13 protein-coding genes are annotated in these 15381 nt (G+C 51.9%); 6 read left to right on the top strand and 7 right to left on the bottom strand.

Translation table 11 applies throughout. The features are described 5' to 3' along the window. Window positions 1-88: 88 nt before the first annotated feature. The 6 genes from LF95_RS13450 to catB all read left to right on the top strand — a co-directional run bounded on the left by LF95_RS13450 (window position 89) and on the right by catB (window position 8115). On the top strand, window positions 89-1579 hold the full coding sequence (locus tag LF95_RS13450) for a type I restriction-modification system subunit M (protein WP_073955565.1): 1491 nt from the start codon (window positions 89-91) through the stop codon (window positions 1577-1579). Further along, the gene (locus LF95_RS13445; RefSeq protein ID WP_073955564.1) at window positions 1569-2810 is read left to right on the top strand and encodes a restriction endonuclease subunit S; all 1242 of its coding nucleotides are present in this window, start codon (window positions 1569-1571) and stop codon (window positions 2808-2810) included. Before LF95_RS13450 ends, LF95_RS13445 begins: the two co-directional genes overlap by 11 nt. Further along, on the top strand, window positions 2803-3534 hold the full coding sequence (locus LF95_RS13440) for a hypothetical protein (RefSeq protein WP_073955563.1): 732 nt from the start codon (window positions 2803-2805) through the stop codon (window positions 3532-3534). Before LF95_RS13445 ends, LF95_RS13440 begins: the two co-directional genes overlap by 8 nt. Next, entirely contained in the window at window positions 3524-6523 is a 3000-nt protein-coding gene (locus tag LF95_RS13435; RefSeq protein ID WP_256359954.1) for a type I restriction endonuclease subunit R, read from the top strand. The genes LF95_RS13440 and LF95_RS13435 overlap by 11 nt, the downstream gene beginning before the upstream one ends. Before the next feature lie 9 nt (window positions 6524-6532). Then, window positions 6533-7276, top strand: coding sequence for a M48 family metallopeptidase (locus LF95_RS13430; RefSeq protein ID WP_215905684.1), 744 nt, complete (start codon window positions 6533-6535; stop codon window positions 7274-7276). A gap of 203 nt (window positions 7277-7479) precedes the next feature. Next, complete coding sequence (catB, locus tag LF95_RS13425; protein ID WP_073956274.1) at window positions 7480-8115, top strand: type B chloramphenicol O-acetyltransferase; 636 nt, start codon at window positions 7480-7482, stop codon at window positions 8113-8115. 62 nt (window positions 8116-8177) lie between these two features. On the opposite strand, the gene LF95_RS13420 is transcribed toward catB, so the two are convergent. The 7 genes from LF95_RS13420 to LF95_RS13390 form a co-directional block, all read right to left on the bottom strand. Next, window positions 8178-8885, bottom strand: a complete 708-nt coding sequence (locus LF95_RS13420) for a copper homeostasis protein CutC (RefSeq protein WP_252509760.1) — start codon at window positions 8883-8885, stop codon at window positions 8178-8180. 20 nt (window positions 8886-8905) lie between these two features. After that, complete coding sequence (locus LF95_RS13415; RefSeq protein WP_073955562.1) at window positions 8906-9835, bottom strand: ROK family protein; 930 nt, start codon at window positions 9833-9835, stop codon at window positions 8906-8908. Between the two features lie 371 nt (window positions 9836-10206). Continuing rightward, on the bottom strand, window positions 10207-11466 hold the full coding sequence (locus LF95_RS13410; RefSeq protein WP_073955561.1) for a M16 family metallopeptidase: 1260 nt from the start codon (window positions 11464-11466) through the stop codon (window positions 10207-10209). A gap of 52 nt (window positions 11467-11518) precedes the next feature. Then, window positions 11519-12919, bottom strand: a complete 1401-nt coding sequence (thrC, locus tag LF95_RS13405; RefSeq protein WP_073955560.1) for a threonine synthase — start codon at window positions 12917-12919, stop codon at window positions 11519-11521. 785 nt (window positions 12920-13704) lie between these two features. Further along, window positions 13705-14121, bottom strand: a complete 417-nt coding sequence (locus LF95_RS13400) for a hypothetical protein (RefSeq protein ID WP_073955559.1) — start codon at window positions 14119-14121, stop codon at window positions 13705-13707. Beyond that, entirely contained in the window at window positions 14118-14432 is a 315-nt protein-coding gene (locus LF95_RS13395) for a hypothetical protein (RefSeq protein WP_073955558.1), read from the bottom strand. Before LF95_RS13395 ends, LF95_RS13400 begins: the two co-directional genes overlap by 4 nt. 298 nt (window positions 14433-14730) lie before the next feature. Further along, window positions 14731-15147 carry a hypothetical protein gene (locus LF95_RS13390; RefSeq protein ID WP_073955557.1) on the bottom strand — a complete coding sequence of 139 codons (417 nt, stop codon included), beginning with the start codon at window positions 15145-15147 and terminating at the stop codon, window positions 14731-14733. Window positions 15148-15381: the final 234 nt, after the last annotated feature.

Raw genomic sequence — 15381 nt, 5'->3', positions numbered from 1 at the left:
TACCTAACCAATTGCGAAAAAACCGCTATGCGCTATGGTGTTTCCCTAAACTTTTAGCGTGCCTTAGTTGCAGGGAAATAGCGGTTACATGTCTCAGTTGACACTTCAGGAACTTGAATCACACCTTTGGGGGGCGGCCAATATTCTGCGCGGCTCCATCGATTCAGGGGATTTCAAACATTACATTTTCGGCCTTTTGTTTTACCGCCGTCTTTGTGATGTCTGGGAGGAGGAATATGAACGCAAACTGGGCCAGTATAGCGATAGCGACCTTGCCGCCGACCCCGACGAGCACCGTTTTCACATTCCCGAAGGCCATTTCTGGCGTGATGTGCGCCAGCACACCACCAATATTGGCGAACATTTAAACGCTGCCTTCCATGCCATCGAAGACGCCAATTTGCGCCTGCGCGGCGTGTTTCAGGATGTGGATTTCAACAATAAACAGCGTTTCCCCGATGCCACCCTTGAAAAACTGTTGCAGCATTTTGAAAAGCACCGCTTTCGCCATGCCGATGTCGAAGCCGATATGCTGGGCAATGCCTATGAATATCTGATTGCGCAATTTGCCGATGATGCGGGCAAAAAGGGCGGCGAATTCTATACCCCCAAGATGGTCGTGCGGCTGATTGTCGAATGCCTCAAGCCCGACGAAGGCATGTCGGTCTATGACCCGACCTGTGGCTCGGGCGGGATGTTGCTGGAATGTTTTCATCATCTGGAACGCCAGGGCAAGAACCCGCGTTCCCTGTCGCTCTATGGTCAGGAAAAGAACCTCAATACATGGGCGATCTGCGCCATGAACCTGTTCCTGCATGACATTGATGATGCCTTTGTCGAACGTGGCGATACCTTACTTGATCCCAAGCATCTGGTGGGTGATGGCACAAAGGCGATCCGTACCTTTGATCGTGTCCTTGCTAATCCACCATTCTCCCTGAAAAACTGGGGACATGATGTCTGGTCAACCGGGGACAAGTTCGGACGCGATACCTATGGCTGCCCACCGCAATCCTATGGTGATCTGGCCTTTGTGCAACACATGCTCGCCAGCCTCAAGGAAGAGGGCATGTTGGGGGTGGTTCTGCCGCACGGCATTCTGTTCCGGGGCGGGGCAGAGGCGAAAATCCGCAAAGGACTTCTGGAAGATGACCTGATTGATGCAGTGATCGGGCTGGGACCGAACCTGTTTTATGGTGCGGGTATTCCGGCCTGTATCCTGATCATTCGCAGGAATAAACCAGCAGAACGCAAGGGCAAGGTTCTGGTGATCAACGGCACTCAGGAACTCGTTGAAGGCAAAGCCCAGAACCACCTCTCGGACGCCAATGTGAAGCGTTTCGCCGATGCGTTCACTGACTTCAAGGATGAAGACAGGTTCGCCCGCGTGGTGGGCCTGGATGAAATCCGCGAGAACGACCACAATCTCAACATCTCGCGCTATGTCAGCACAGATGAAGACGAGGACGAGATCGATGTTGCAGCAGAAGTCGTTAAACTGAATGCTCTGCGCCAGCAGCGTGATGAAGCCGAAGCCAAGATGATGGGTTTCCTCAAGGAGCTTGGCTATGACGCATGAAGTTCCTGAGGGGTGGGAAACAAGTTCGTTTGGTAGCCGTTGTCGCGTCCAGTCTGGTTACGCCTTCAAGAGTGCTGACTTCGTTGATGAAGGGGCGAATACGGTTCCCGTTATAAGAATGAGCAACTTAAAATCAGGAACGATTACACTTGAAGATTCAAAATATGTTGATGTTGCCAAAGTTTGGGGATTAGAGAACTTCCGCTTGAGCCAAGGGGATTTTCTCTTTGGCATGTCAGGCAGTATCGGCAACTATGGTGTTGTAACAAAGCAGGCTGACGGTTCGTATCTGAACCAACGGGTCGGGAGGTTGATGGTTCAGGATGGCTTCCCCCAGTTCTTTCAATATCTCTATCTGTCGCAAGGTTTTCAAAATATCCTGAAGGGAAAGGCAGCGGGGAACGCTCAGGTAAACATTAGCTCCAAGGATATTCAGGCCATTGAGGTGACTATCCCCTCCCTTCCCGAGCAGAAGAAAATCGCTGAAGTTCTGTGCAGCGTTGACGAGGCCATTGCCGCGACCAAAGCCGTCATTGACCAAACCAAACAGGTCAAAAAAGGACTGCTTCAAACCCTCCTCACCAAAGGCATCGGCCACACCAAGTTCAAACAAACCGAATTGGGGGAGATTCCTGAGAGTTGGGAGGTCAAGAAACTCTCAGAGATTGCGAGAGTTATTGATTGCAAACACCGGACGCCAAAATATTACGACGAAGGCTTTCCTATAGTTCGCCCGAGGGATGTGAAAGAAGGGCCTCTCGAACTATCCAACTGCATCAAAACTAGCAAAGAAGAATACCTAGACCTCATAGAACCACATAAACCTGAGCAAGGAGATATCGTTTTCAGCAGAAATGCAACTTTTGGTATTGGTGCTATTGTCGAAAGCGAACAGACTTTTGCTATTGGTCAGGATGTCTGTATCATTCACGGGCAGACTTTGAGCGGTTCACTACTTTTTTACATCATTAACTCGCCGGTGGTCCAAAATCAGCTAAAAAAACTCTCATCCGGATCAACCTTTAAGAGAATAAACCTCAAAGATATCCGCAATCTATTGTTGCCTGAAGTCCCTCCTAAGGAGCAAGACTACATCGTCAAAAGATTACGTGCCATTGACAACTTCTCAATGGCAGAGATGAGTAAACTGAAACAGCTTGAGATTGTAAAATCTGGCCTCATGTCTGATCTGCTCTCTGGAAGCAAACGCGTGGAGCTACCAGATGCCTGAAGAAAACCAACATCCACCGCTTGGAGACACATCAACCGCCAAAGCGTTGAGGATTGGAGCAAGTGCAGCGGGTGCAATGCCATTTGCTGGTTCAATCATCCAGACCGTTCTGACAGAAACTATCCGAAATGTTCGCGCCGAAAGGGCCGAAGACTATATCCGATATCTTCAAGACCAGATTGACGAACTCAAGCTGAAGATCGCATTGGATAAACCCGAAGGGCTCGACCTTTTTGAAGAGGGACTCTGGCAATCTGCCCGTGCGTTAAGCGATAATCGTAAAAAGTACATCGCCGAACTGGTTACAAAAGGACTTCAGGAGACGGGCCTTGAACAACAAGAAACGCGACACTTTATGCGTATTCTGGAACAGCTTGATGATCGTCAGATCATTCTTTTGGCAGAGTATCATCCTGCGAGTTCCCCAACCGTTGGAAACGAGCAAGGCACAAGGTTTCATGAGGTAAACCGAAATGTGGTGCAGCCGGGTCATACTGTTGAAGACATCGTTGATCATACTGGTCGAGAAGAAGCCCAAAGAGGTTCAAGACTAAACGAAATAATGCGTAGACACCTTTCTTCTCTTGGCCTACTGGAGAGAGACCAGATGTTTATTAGCATCGAAATACAGCCAAGTTCTCAACGTTACCTAATTAGTGAAGCAGGTAAGGACTTTTTGAGGTGCATTGGCGCAATATCATCCGGCGGTGACAATGGGCAGTGAATGGCAATTGGCGGAAAAGCCAACAATCCAAGCCTTGAAAGGGATGGGCTACACAATCGTGACCAAGGCAGAGCACGAAGCCCTGCGCGATGGCGATAACCAAGTTCTGTTCCGCCCGCATCTGGTTGACGCCATCAAACGTTTGAACGGCTTGTCCGATGAAGATGCCCAAGCTGCCTATGTCGAACTGGTTGGCAAGACTGACAATGAGGAATGGCTGCATATTTTGCGCGGTAATTACAGCCGCAAGGTGCAGGGCCAGGCAGAGCACAAGACCATCCGCGTCATTGATTTTCTGCACCTGGAAAAAAACCATTTTGCTGTGACCAACCAGCTTTATGTGAAGGCGGAGAAATCGCGCATTCCTGATATTGTGGTATATATCAACGGTATTCCCGTGGTGGTGATCGAGGCGAAATCGCCGATCAATGCCAAGGACAAAACCGGTGAAGCGTTTGAGCAGATCAAACAATATGAACGCGATATTCCCCGGCTGTTTTTTGCCAATTGTTTTAACATTCTGACCGATGGCACCAATTGCCTGTATGGCACCACCGGCAGCCCGTCGCGATTTTATGGATCGTGGGGCGACCCGTGGCCGCGCCCGGAAGGCGATTTTACCAATAAGCTGGACAAGGGGTTATGGTGCCTGCTGTCGCCCGCGCGCCTGCTGGATTTAATTGCCCATTTTATTGTGTTCGAGAAGGCCGATGTCGGCAAAATCAAGAAGATGTGCCGCTATCAGCAGTTTCGCGCGGTCAATAAAATTGTCGAACGGGTGGTTGAAAACACCCATCGCAAGGGGCTGGTCTGGCATACGCAGGGGTCGGGCAAATCGCTGACGATGGTGTTTGCCGCCCTGAAGCTGAAAACCCATTTGACCGAGGCCTCGCCAGAGCTGGCAAACCCCAACCTGATGGTGCTGACCGACCGGATTGATCTGGATGACCAGATCAGCGGGACGTTTCAGGCCTGCGGCCTGCCCAACCCGGTGCGGGTGGAGAAAGTGGACGAGCTACACAAGCTGATTGGCAGCGGCATTGACGGCATTACCGCCCTTTCGACGATTTTCAAATTTCAGGGGTCGAAAAAGCCTGTTGCCCATTCGCAGAACTGGATTGTGATGGTGGATGAATGCCACCGCACCCAGGAAAAGGATTTGGGCGCCTATTTGCGCGCAACCCTGCCCGATGCGCGCTTTTTTGGCTTTACCGGCACGCCGATTAAAAAATCCGACAAGAACACCTATAAAAACTTTGGCATTGTTGGCGAGGGGTATCTGGACAAATACGGCATTGACGATGCCGTGGCCGATGGCGCAACGGTGCCGATTTATTATACCGGGCGCAAAACCGACTGGCATATTGACGAGGCCAAGATCGACATTCTGTTTGATCAATGGTTTGCCGACCTGCCCGATGACAAGCTTGAAGAGCTTAAAAAACGCGGTGTCAGCTTTGCCGATCTGGTCAAGCATCCGAAACGGGTGGATTTGATTGCCTATGACATCTGGACCCATTTCAGGGAACATGCTGCGCCGGACGGGTTTAAGGCGCAAATCGTTGCCATCGACCGCGAGGCGGTGATTTTATATAAACGCGCGCTGGACCGGGTGATTGCCGAGGATTTGATCTCGCAAGGATTATCGCCCGAAGATGCGCAAAAGCAGGCTACGTTAAAATCGGCCTGTGTTTATTCAAAATCGCAGGAAGACAACAAACCATCGGAAGATGCGCATATTGTTAAATTGCGCGAGGGACTAGAGACATATTTTCTGGACCGCGATGCCGAAACCGCCGTGAAGCAGGCCTTTGGCAAAAAGGGACAAAACCCGGATTTTCTGATTGTCTGTGACAAGCTTCTGACCGGGTTTGACGCGCCGATTGAATCGGTGATGTATCTTGATAAACCGCTTAAGGAACACACGCTGCTTCAGGCCATTGCGCGCACCAACCGGGTTGCCGATGCCAACAAGGAATATGGCCTGATTGTCGATTATATCGGTGTGTCGCAAAATCTGGATAATGCGCTGTCATCCTATCGTGCCGATGATGTGCAAAACGCGATGCAGGACCTTGATAACCTGCGCTCGCAACTCCATGCCGCCCACGCCACCGTGCTTAAAATGATGAAGGGCCTAAAGCGCAATACCGGCGATATAAAGGCCGAATATGATGCCTTTGTCGAGATGCTCAAGGCGGAAGACCAGTGGCTGACCTATCGCGCCTGCGCGCGGGAATTTATTTCCCTTTATGCCGCCCTAAGCCCCGATAAATCGGTGCTGGATTACACAAAAGACCTGAAATGGATCGCAAGTTTTTTACAATATGCCACCCAGGCGATTGATAAAAAGGAAGCCCTGGACCATCGCGAATACAGCCAGAAGATCCGTCAAATGCTTGAAGAGCATCTTGATGCCACGGGCCTGAGTGTCACGGTAAAATTGCGCGGCATTACCGACCCGGATTTCTGGCAGGATTTCGAGATGGAAGACAAACCGGAAAGCGACATTAAGACCGCCGCGATCCGCAAGGGGACGGAGCTTCGCAAAACCGTTTATGAAAAGCTTGATGATAATCCGCACCAATATGGCAAATTCTCGCAGCGGTTAAAGGAACTGCTGGAGAAAATGGATGATGCGCAGTTTTCCTGGGCCGATAAACTGAGAATGGCCGAAGACCTTGCGCGCGACCTTGAGGCGGAATCCAAAGCCCATGAAGATACGGCCATGTCACAGGCGGCCTATGGCATTATGAAGGTTCTTGAAAGCTATCAGCCAGATGATATTTCCGCCGGGGATTTGGTGGAACTGGCGGTTTTTATGGAAGGCATTTATGCCCAAACGCCGCCCCATTGGCACGAAAAGACGGAGCTTCGCAAAACCCTGCGCCAGCAGGTCCGCCAGAAGCTTCATGCAATGGGCTTTGGCAGCCTTAAACTTGTTTCCGAGGAAGTCGAAGAGTTCGCGCTTAAAGCTTTTGCAAAGTAACGATGTAAGATGATGCGCAGCCTGATCATTGGTAATACTGAAATACCCTATGCGCTAAAACGGACCGGCAGCAGCGAAAAGGCGCGCATTACCGTCACGCCTGATTTTGTCGAGGTGGTTGTCCCGCCCCACGCCACCGATGCGCAAATTGACCAGGCGATAGACCGGCGGCGACGCTGGATTTTTGAACAAACCCGCAAAATGCGCAATATCGCGGAAAATGCGCCCGCCATTTCGCGCTTTGTTAGCGGGGCGAAAATACCGTTTCGCGGGCGCATGATGCGGCTCAAGGTGGTTTCCACCGATGACAGCCTTGTCCATGTCTCCTACCGCAATGGCTTTTATATTGAATATCCCGCCTCGGCCGCCGCGCAGTCTCAGGATATGTTGATCGAGGATGCCTTGCGCCTGTGGCTTAAAAAGCGGTTGCGACAGGATGTAGACGACTTCATTCGCCATTATGGCCCCAAATACGGCCTTGTTCCCAAATCCTGGCATATCAAGGACCAAAAGCACCTGTGGGGCAGTTGCGGCAATGATGATCGTATTCATATCAACTGGCATCTGATCTTTGCGCCCAAAGCCGTGCTGGAATATGCCGTGGTGCATGAACTTTGCCATCTGCGCCACCGCAACCACGATAAACCCTTCTGGAATCTGGTGGGCTCGATCCTGCCCGATTATTCGGCCCGCAAAACCTGGCTGGATCAAAACGCGCATATGCTGGCAATCAACCGGGTGGAAACACGCTAAAGCGGCTGGACAGAATCCCGCTCTCTTTTTATGCTGACCTGACAACATAAAGTGCAGTCATAACAGGCTTTTCCATGAAATCTGCGGACCGAACCATCTGAATAGCGCCCTGGCTTTTGTGCCGGGGCGGGCGCGTGATGTGCTTTGCCATCGCGCCCTGTTGTGTTGCGCAAAAACAGCCTTTATTCAGAGAATCGCTTATCATGACCAACTATTTCGCAAGCCCGTTTCGCGGCGAAACCCTGGACCATCAAATTTCCAATCCCAATATCATCGTCGGTCGCTACAGCTATTATTCCGGCTACTATCACGGCCACCGTTTCGAAGATTGCGCCCGCTACCTTTTGCCCGATGACGGGGTGGACCGCCTGATCATTGGCAGTTTCTGTTCCATCGGCTCGGGCGCGGCCTTTATCATGGCGGGCAATCAGGGCCACCGCCATGACTGGATCAGCACCTTTCCCTTTTACTGGATGGCGGAAGTTCCGGCCTTTGCCGGGGCAGCCAATGGCTATGAACCCTCGGGCGACACCGTGATTGGCAATGATGTCTGGATTGGATCGGAAGCCATTATCATGCCCGGCATTAAAGTGGGCGACGGGGCGATTATTGGCACCCGCGCCCTTGTCACCCGCGATGTGGAACCCTATGCCATTATCGGCGGCAACCCGGCAAAAACCATTCGCAAACGGTTTGACGCGGGGCAAATCGCCCTGTTGCTGGAAATGCAATGGTGGCATTGGGACGAGGCTGCCCTGGCCCGCGCCATGCCGCTTCTGACCAGCGGCGACGTCGATGGGCTTTATCATTATTGGGCCGAAAATATCCGCCAGGCATAACGGCAGATCTGTGCGCCCGCTCCGTTCCCCGACAGGAGCGGGCGTCTTTTATTTCCCGAAAATCAGTGATCCATCGCCCGGCGCAGGGCCCGCACCGCTTTGGCATCGGTGGCAACACGGCCTTCTTCGCCCGCGCCCGCCTCGGCAATATGCTTGCAGGACGCATGAAGCTGCGAGGCCCCGGTTTTGGCCCGCAGCGTGCTGGCATTGGCCGCCGTCACACCACTGCCGGGCAGGATGATGATGCGCCCGCCCGCCCTAGCGATCAGATCGGCAATCAGGGCACAGCCTTCCTCGGCGGTTGGTTGCTGGCCCGATGTCAGGATGCGGTCAAAGCCCAGCTCCACCGCCGTTTCCAGCGCAGCAAAGGCATCAGGTGTGATGTCAAACGCGCGATGGAGCGTTTTTGCCAGGCCACCTGCGGCATCACACAGCAATTTCAGCGCCTCACCATCCAGTCTGCCATCGGCTTTACTGGCGCCAAAAACCACCCCTTGCGCCCCGGCATCGCGGGCCAGGGCGATTTCGCGGGTCATGGTTTCCAGCTCGCCAGCACTATACACAAAATGGCCCGGTCGCGGGCGGATCATGGCAAAACACGGCACCGGAATATCACGCATCCGCGCCAGTGCGCCCGGTGTGGGCGTTAAACCACCCACCGCCAGGGCCGAACAATATTCAATCCGGTCTGCGCCATTTTCAGCCGCAATCAGTGCGTCTTCAAAACTTTCAACACAGACTTCCAGTGTCATATGACTGATACGGGTCACAGGACTATTCCCTTCATTTTTCAGGCCGGCACATCATGCAGCAGGGCCGCCCCGCGCAGGCCGCCATCGGCAAAAAACTGCCCCGGCACCACCAGGGCATGGTCATATCGGCCCAGCACATTGGCCCGCACGGCGGCGTCAATCCGGGCGATCAGGCCCTGTTCGGCGGCAAGCCCGCCCCCCACCGGCACAATATCCGGGTCCAGCACATTGACCATCAGGCGCAATTGCCCGGCAACCAGATCAACAAAAACATCAATGGTTTTAAGGGCATCGCCATTGCCCGCCCGCCAGGCCGCCGTAATATCCTGACTGGGCAAATCCTTGCCATGCAGGGCGCTATGAATGCGCTCCAGCCCACGCGCAGCCCCCCAGGGGTCCAGGCAGGATGCCCCGCCACAGCCACACTGGCGCGGCTTGATGCCGTGGCGCATCAGGGGGCCGGAAATATCATTGCCATGCCCCCATTCGCCGCGTATGCCGCTGCGCCCGCCAATAAACTGCCCATCGACAACAATGCCACCGCCCACACCGGTGCCGAGGATAATGGCAAACACCGTGCGCTTACCCGTCCCCGCGCCCAACCGGGCCTCGGCCAGGGCAAAACAGTCCGCATCGTTTTCCACCCGCACCGCACGCTTTAAAATATCGCCAAGACCGCGTGTCATGGGCCAGCCCTTGATCGGCGGGATATTGGCCGAAATCACCGCGCCCGTTTCCGGGTCCAGCCCCCCGGCAAAGCTGATGCCAACCGGCGGCGGCGTGTCAGCATCCGCATCACACCCCGCAAACCGGGCATCCGCTTCCGCCACCAGCCCGGCAATCACGCTGGTAAAATCGTCGCGGTTCTCAAGCGGGGTGGCGACCTTTTGCCGATGCAGGATCCCGCCCTGATCGTCAAAAACGCCAAATTCTATTTTTGTACCGCCAATATCAAATGCGTATTTCATTGAACCTTGCCTTGCGATCCCGAACCATGCCGGGCCAACTGCAATCATCGAAGGGTATTTCCCGCCCAAGCCGCCCGGGTTCCAGCCAGAATTACCCTTTCACACAGCGCCAAACAGGCGACTTTGGCAAAGGGCACACTAAAACATGAACGGGGCGAGATATCAGACCGGGAGGGATGACAGAAAGAATGCGCACCCAAAACAGAATGCCCCACCATCTTCCCGCATTTCCCCCTTTGCAGACAAGGCACTATTTCAAAAAAAGCCAGATTATCGCTGTGCTTGCGACCGCGCCGATTATCTGCAAATACAAAAAAGGCGACTATCAATACATAGCCGCCTTTTTTTCATTTTTATCAATCAAAGTCAGATCAGGCGCAGAGCCGATCCACCAGCGTATCGTATTCCGGCATCTTGGCGACGGGGCCAAGGGCGGTGACGGTAGGTTTGCCGGAAATCAGGGCTTCGCCTGCGGCAATGACACGTTTGAGGTCGACTGCCTCGATCTTTTCCATGATTTCGGGGATGGTTTGCGGGCCGCCATGCACCTGGATCTGCCGGGCCAGCGTTTCGCAGCGGGCCGAATTGCTTTCCATGCCCATCACAACCATCGCCTTAAGCTGGGCGCGGGCACGGTTAACTTCTTCCTCCGTCAAATCGACGGTGGCGCGTTTCAGCTCGTCGCACATCACCGGCATAAGTTCGCCGAGGTCATCGGGCCCGGTGCCGGCATAGATCGAGAACAGGCCGCCATCGACATAATGCGACGAGAAGCTGTAAACCGAATAGACCAGCCCGCGTTTTTCGCGGATTTCCTGGAACAGGCGCGAGGACATGCCCCCGCCCAGTAACATGTTGAAAACCTGCACGTCATAGAAGGCATCATCGGCATAGGGAACCGTGGGCAGGCCAAAAATGACATGAGCCTGTTCAAGGTCGCGATTTTCAATGCGCTGGCCGCCTTCATAGCGCAGCTTTTCCATGTCGTGGTCTTCGTGGGTCGGCAAATTGGTGAATTTGGATGCGACCATATCGACCACATCATTATGATTCACATTGCCCGACGCCGAAAACACCATGCGTTTGGCGCTGTAGCGCCGTGACATGAAGTCAAACAGATCATCGCGTGTCAGACTGGACACATTTTCCGGGCTGCCCAGAATGGACCGGCCCAGCGCCTGATTGGGCAGGGCGGTTTCCTGGAAATAATCAAACACGATATCGTCGGGCGTGTCATTTGCCTGGCCGATTTCCTGCAGGATCACCTGGCGCTCGCGCTCCAGTTCTTTGGCATCCAGCGTCGAATTTTGCAGGATGTCGGCAATCACATCAATCGCCAGCGCCTGGTCTTCGTGCAGAACCTTGCAATAATAGGCGGTATTTTCACGCGAAGTATAGGCATTCATCTGCCCGCCCACCGCTTCGATTTCCTCGGAAATCTGAAGGGCGGTCCGTTTGCGTGTTCCCTTGAATGCCATGTGTTCGAGCATGTGGGAAATGCCATTGATTTCGGGCGTTTCATTCCGCGCCCCGACATCCACCCACGCACCCAACGCCACCGACTGCACATGTTCCAGGCGGTCCGTGGCGACAATCATGCCATTGTCAAGCTCGGTCAGCTCGACTGTCATTCAGATATTCTCCTGTTTAAACAATATGACCCCTTTCGCCATCTGCCCGGTATCAGGCCGCACGCCGGTTTTTCCGAACATGCGCCATCAGGGTATTGGCATCGTTGGCAATGGGTTCAACTTTCTCTGGTCGCTCATATAGGTCGGACAGGCGTTCGGGCAAGTCCGGATAAATGCCGCTGGCCTGTTTGACCGCATCGGGGAACTTTGCCGGATGTGCGGTTGCCAGGGCAATCATGGGAACCGAACGGTCCCGGTTGCACGCCCGCCCGGCGACAATGCCAATCACGGAATGCGGGTCCACCAGTTCACCGGTTTTCTGATACACATCCAGAATGCCCGCACGGGTCTGGTCATCATCAAGGCGATAACCGTCAAAATGTTCGCGCGCCCGGTCAAACTGGCCCTGCGACATTTCCATAAGACCGGTTTTGCGGAACTCGGTCATCAGATCGACAATCGCGGCACCGTCACGATCATACAGATCAAACAGCAAACGCTCAAAATTGCTGCTGACCTGAATATCCATCGACGGGCTGATGGTGGGGTGAACCCCATCCATTTTCATCACACCCTTGTCAAAAAACCGCGCCAGAATGTCGTTGGAATTGGCCCCCACGACAAACTGTTTGATCGGCAGGCCCATTTGCAGGGCGGCATAACCAGCATAAACATTGCCAAAATTGCCCGACGGGACCGAGAAGGAAACTTCGCGATCCGGCGCGCCAAGCTGCACACCGGCCCAGAAATAATAGGCGATCTGGCACATGATGCGGGCCCAGTTAATGGAATTCACCGCCGAGAGGCCAACTTCATCGCGGAAGGCATGATCATTAAACAGGGCCTTGACCAGGTCCTGGCAATCATCAAACGAGCCTTCGACCGCAAGGTTATGGACGTTATCGGCGATCACCGTGGTCATCTGGCGGCGCTGGACTTCGGAAACACGCCCGGCCGGATGCAGGATGAAAATATCGACATTTTCACGGTCCCGGCAGGCCTCAATCGCGGCAGAGCCGGTATCGCCCGATGTTGCCCCCACAATGGTAATGCGTTGACCACGCTTTGCCAGCACATGGTCAAACAGACGCCCAACCACCTGAAGGGCGTAATCCTTAAACGCCAAAGTCGGACCGTGGAAAAGTTCTATCACCCAGTCATTGGCCCCCAACTGCTTGAGCGGGGCAACGGCAGTGTGATTAAATCCGGCATAGGTTTCATCAAGAATGGTTTTCAGCGCATCATCATCAACAATACCGCCAGTCACAAATGGTTTGATGACCGCAAAGGCGACTTCGGCATAGGTCATGCCGCGGAACGATTTGATCTCGTCCGCTGTAAATTGCGGCCAGGTTTCGGGCACATACAGCCCGCCATCACGGGCCAGACCCGCCAGAAGAACATCATCGAATTGCAAGACGGGGGCACTACCCCGCGTGCTGATATAACGCACTTGAATGCTCCTGATACAAACATACGGTCATCAGGCAACGGGACGCGCCACGTCTTGTCAGGTTGGCGGCAGCATCACCATTTCCACAGAATATCGAGTTAGTGCGGACTTCCCCCGCCATAGTCAAGGATGAATAGCGGGCAGGAGGTCTGCGCAATTCAAAAATCCGAGAGAAGTTGAACGATAACAGGAAATTACAATTCTGTTCTGTTATCCTGACAAAGGAAAGACCAGATGAAGAACACTGATATCGTTCAGCGCGGGAATAGCGGGATTGACGAAGACATCCAGGCAATTTGACGGACGGCAAGTGGGCGTGGATCAAACCACTTCTTCCGACTGACAAACGCGGGCATCTGAAGCCGAAGGGCAGATTTATACGAGGTGATGAATACCATCCCTTGTATATAGAACGCCCTATATGATCGCCGAGATATGCCGTTAGCGAAATCCTCTCGGAGGAGGCGTTTCTTCAAAGGCGCCAAGCCATGACTGCCATTCCTCCAAATCTTCGCCTTATACGATCAGAAAGCAGGGTGGCATAATGCGCTACAAACTATCGAAAACGGAAATTTTATAATTCAGCAATCCCCACGCTACCAGAGGCGAGGCTGGATGAGGCACCCAGGACACAAAATTCAGCTTTACGACGCGTCTGGCACGGCCAATAACACCTGCCCCAATAGACCGTAGCCTGTTTTATATCTTGTCAGAAATTTATCTGAATTAATTGTTTCCGATTTAAAATTAAATTTTAAAATAATTTACAAAAATTAAACTTCTATCTATCTTGTTCCCATCGGAGGACTCGCTTTGAAGGCACTTATCCAGGATTGCCACTCATCCAGATCATCTCCAAAATCTTCATTTGCGATTCTCTCGAGACGCTTTATTATTTCTTCTCTTGTATAAAACTCCGTTACTAACATTCTTTTTCTAAGATGAGGTACAGGTCTGGTAACCAACACACTATATTTCCCGTTCGAATCAGGAGTGTCGTTCACAAGAGCTGAAATCATTGCATCTGCCTCATCCAAACAAACTCGAATGCGGTGTAATGTTGTTTCAGGATAAGTTTCCTCTAAAACTTCATATGGAACTTTTGACAACCCCGGAAAGGAAGGTGATGAAATAAGTTCATCAAATTGTTTTTTGGTCTTCTTACGTATCCGGTCTTCATAATATGAAGCGTCCTTTTTCATTGTCCCGACCTCCTTTTGTAAACACTTATATACTCGTTGGAATCTTCCAGGGCTTCGTCAAAAAGCTCTTTCAACCTGTCCGCCTCATCCATATTCCCATACTGAAACTCCTGGGCAATTCGAGGTTCGACAATCTTTCGTGTCCAATCTTGCGCTCTTGTTTCTACAATAAACTCTTCCTTATCATAGCCCAAGCTATGAGGTTTCACCCTTTTCAAATAATCATCGGCATTTCTCCCGGACTGCACCCATTGCTGAAATCTTTGTGCATGAGTTAATTCACAAGAAATTTCAGTCTTTGAAGTGAGCACCCGCAAAAGCAGTCTTGTCAGGTTTTCTCAATGGGGGAGCCAACAGTGCATCTCGAGCCCTGGAAATTGGAGACAATACGATCATGAGATGAAGAAGATGAGGAAGAGGCAAAATGCGCTAAAACGGAAGTTTTATACCCCCGACAATCGCCACTCTGGCAGAAGAGAGGCCGGATGAGGCATCCCGGATACATAATTCGTACCCCATACAGCTAACTTGAATGACGTCACCGGCAAAGCCAAGAACAACAGACCAATAAATTTAATTTTACTTAATACCAGAAAAATACTATTACATTCACTTATATCGCATTGGAGGGTTAGATTTAAAGGCTCTTATCCATGATTGCCATTCATCCAAATCATCCCCAAATTCTTCATTCGATATCCACTCAAGTTTTTTTATCATTTCTTCTTTTGTGCGTGACGCCGTCATCCGCTTACTATCTTCGAAATAAGACTTGAGGCTCACCCATGAAAAACTGTATTTCCCATTCACATCAGGAGTATCGCTCACAAGAGCTGAGATCATTGCTTCCGCCTCGCGCAAAAATATTTTAATCCGGTATAATTTCGTTTCAGCATAAACCTCCTCTAAAACTTCCTCCGGAATCTTTAAAAACTCCTGATCAGAAAGACCGGAAGTAAGTTCCTGAAGCCTTTCCCTCTCCTTCTTATATAATCTATCTTTATAGTACAATTCATCTTTATCCATCCCCCAATCTCCTTTTGTAAATACGTATATACTCGTCAGAATCCTCCAAAGCTTCGTCAAGAAGATCTCGCAACCTGCGCGCCTCATCCATATTCCCATATTTTAATTCTTGGGAAATTCGAGGCTCAACAATCTTCCTTGTCAAATTCTGAGCTGCTGTTTCTACATGGAATTCTTCCCGATCATAACCCAAGCTGGGGCGCCTCACCATTTTCCAATAATCATCGGCATTTC

The sequence above is a fragment of the Thalassospira sp. TSL5-1 genome, from assembly GCF_001907695.1.
Taxonomy (GTDB): Bacteria; Pseudomonadota; Alphaproteobacteria; order Rhodospirillales; family Thalassospiraceae; genus Thalassospira.
The sequence above is the reverse complement of the archived record's forward strand: the minus strand, read 5'-3'. Positions and strand labels throughout refer to the sequence as shown.

Excerpts from the sequence above, each read along its gene's own strand:
- LF95_RS13445 (WP_073955564.1), top strand. The coding sequence starts at position 1,569 with ATGACGCATGAAGTTCCTGAGGGGTGGGAAACAAGTTCGTTTGGTAGC.
- LF95_RS13415 (WP_073955562.1), bottom strand. The coding sequence starts at position 9,835 with ATGAAATACGCATTTGATATTGGCGGTACAAAAATAGAATTTGGCGTT.
- LF95_RS13450 (WP_073955565.1), top strand. The coding sequence starts at position 89 with ATGTCTCAGTTGACACTTCAGGAACTTGAATCACACCTTTGGGGGGCG.
- LF95_RS13435 (WP_256359954.1), top strand. The coding sequence starts at position 3,524 with ATGGGCAGTGAATGGCAATTGGCGGAAAAGCCAACAATCCAAGCCTTG.
- LF95_RS13430 (WP_215905684.1), top strand. The coding sequence starts at position 6,533 with ATGATGCGCAGCCTGATCATTGGTAATACTGAAATACCCTATGCGCTA.
- LF95_RS13390 (WP_073955557.1), bottom strand. The coding sequence starts at position 15,147 with ATGGATAAAGATGAATTGTACTATAAAGATAGATTATATAAGAAGGAG.
- LF95_RS13400 (WP_073955559.1), bottom strand. The coding sequence starts at position 14,121 with ATGAAAAAGGACGCTTCATATTATGAAGACCGGATACGTAAGAAGACC.
- LF95_RS13410 (WP_073955561.1), bottom strand. The coding sequence starts at position 11,466 with ATGACAGTCGAGCTGACCGAGCTTGACAATGGCATGATTGTCGCCACG.
- LF95_RS13440 (WP_073955563.1), top strand. The coding sequence starts at position 2,803 with ATGCCTGAAGAAAACCAACATCCACCGCTTGGAGACACATCAACCGCC.
- catB (WP_073956274.1), top strand. The coding sequence starts at position 7,480 with ATGACCAACTATTTCGCAAGCCCGTTTCGCGGCGAAACCCTGGACCAT.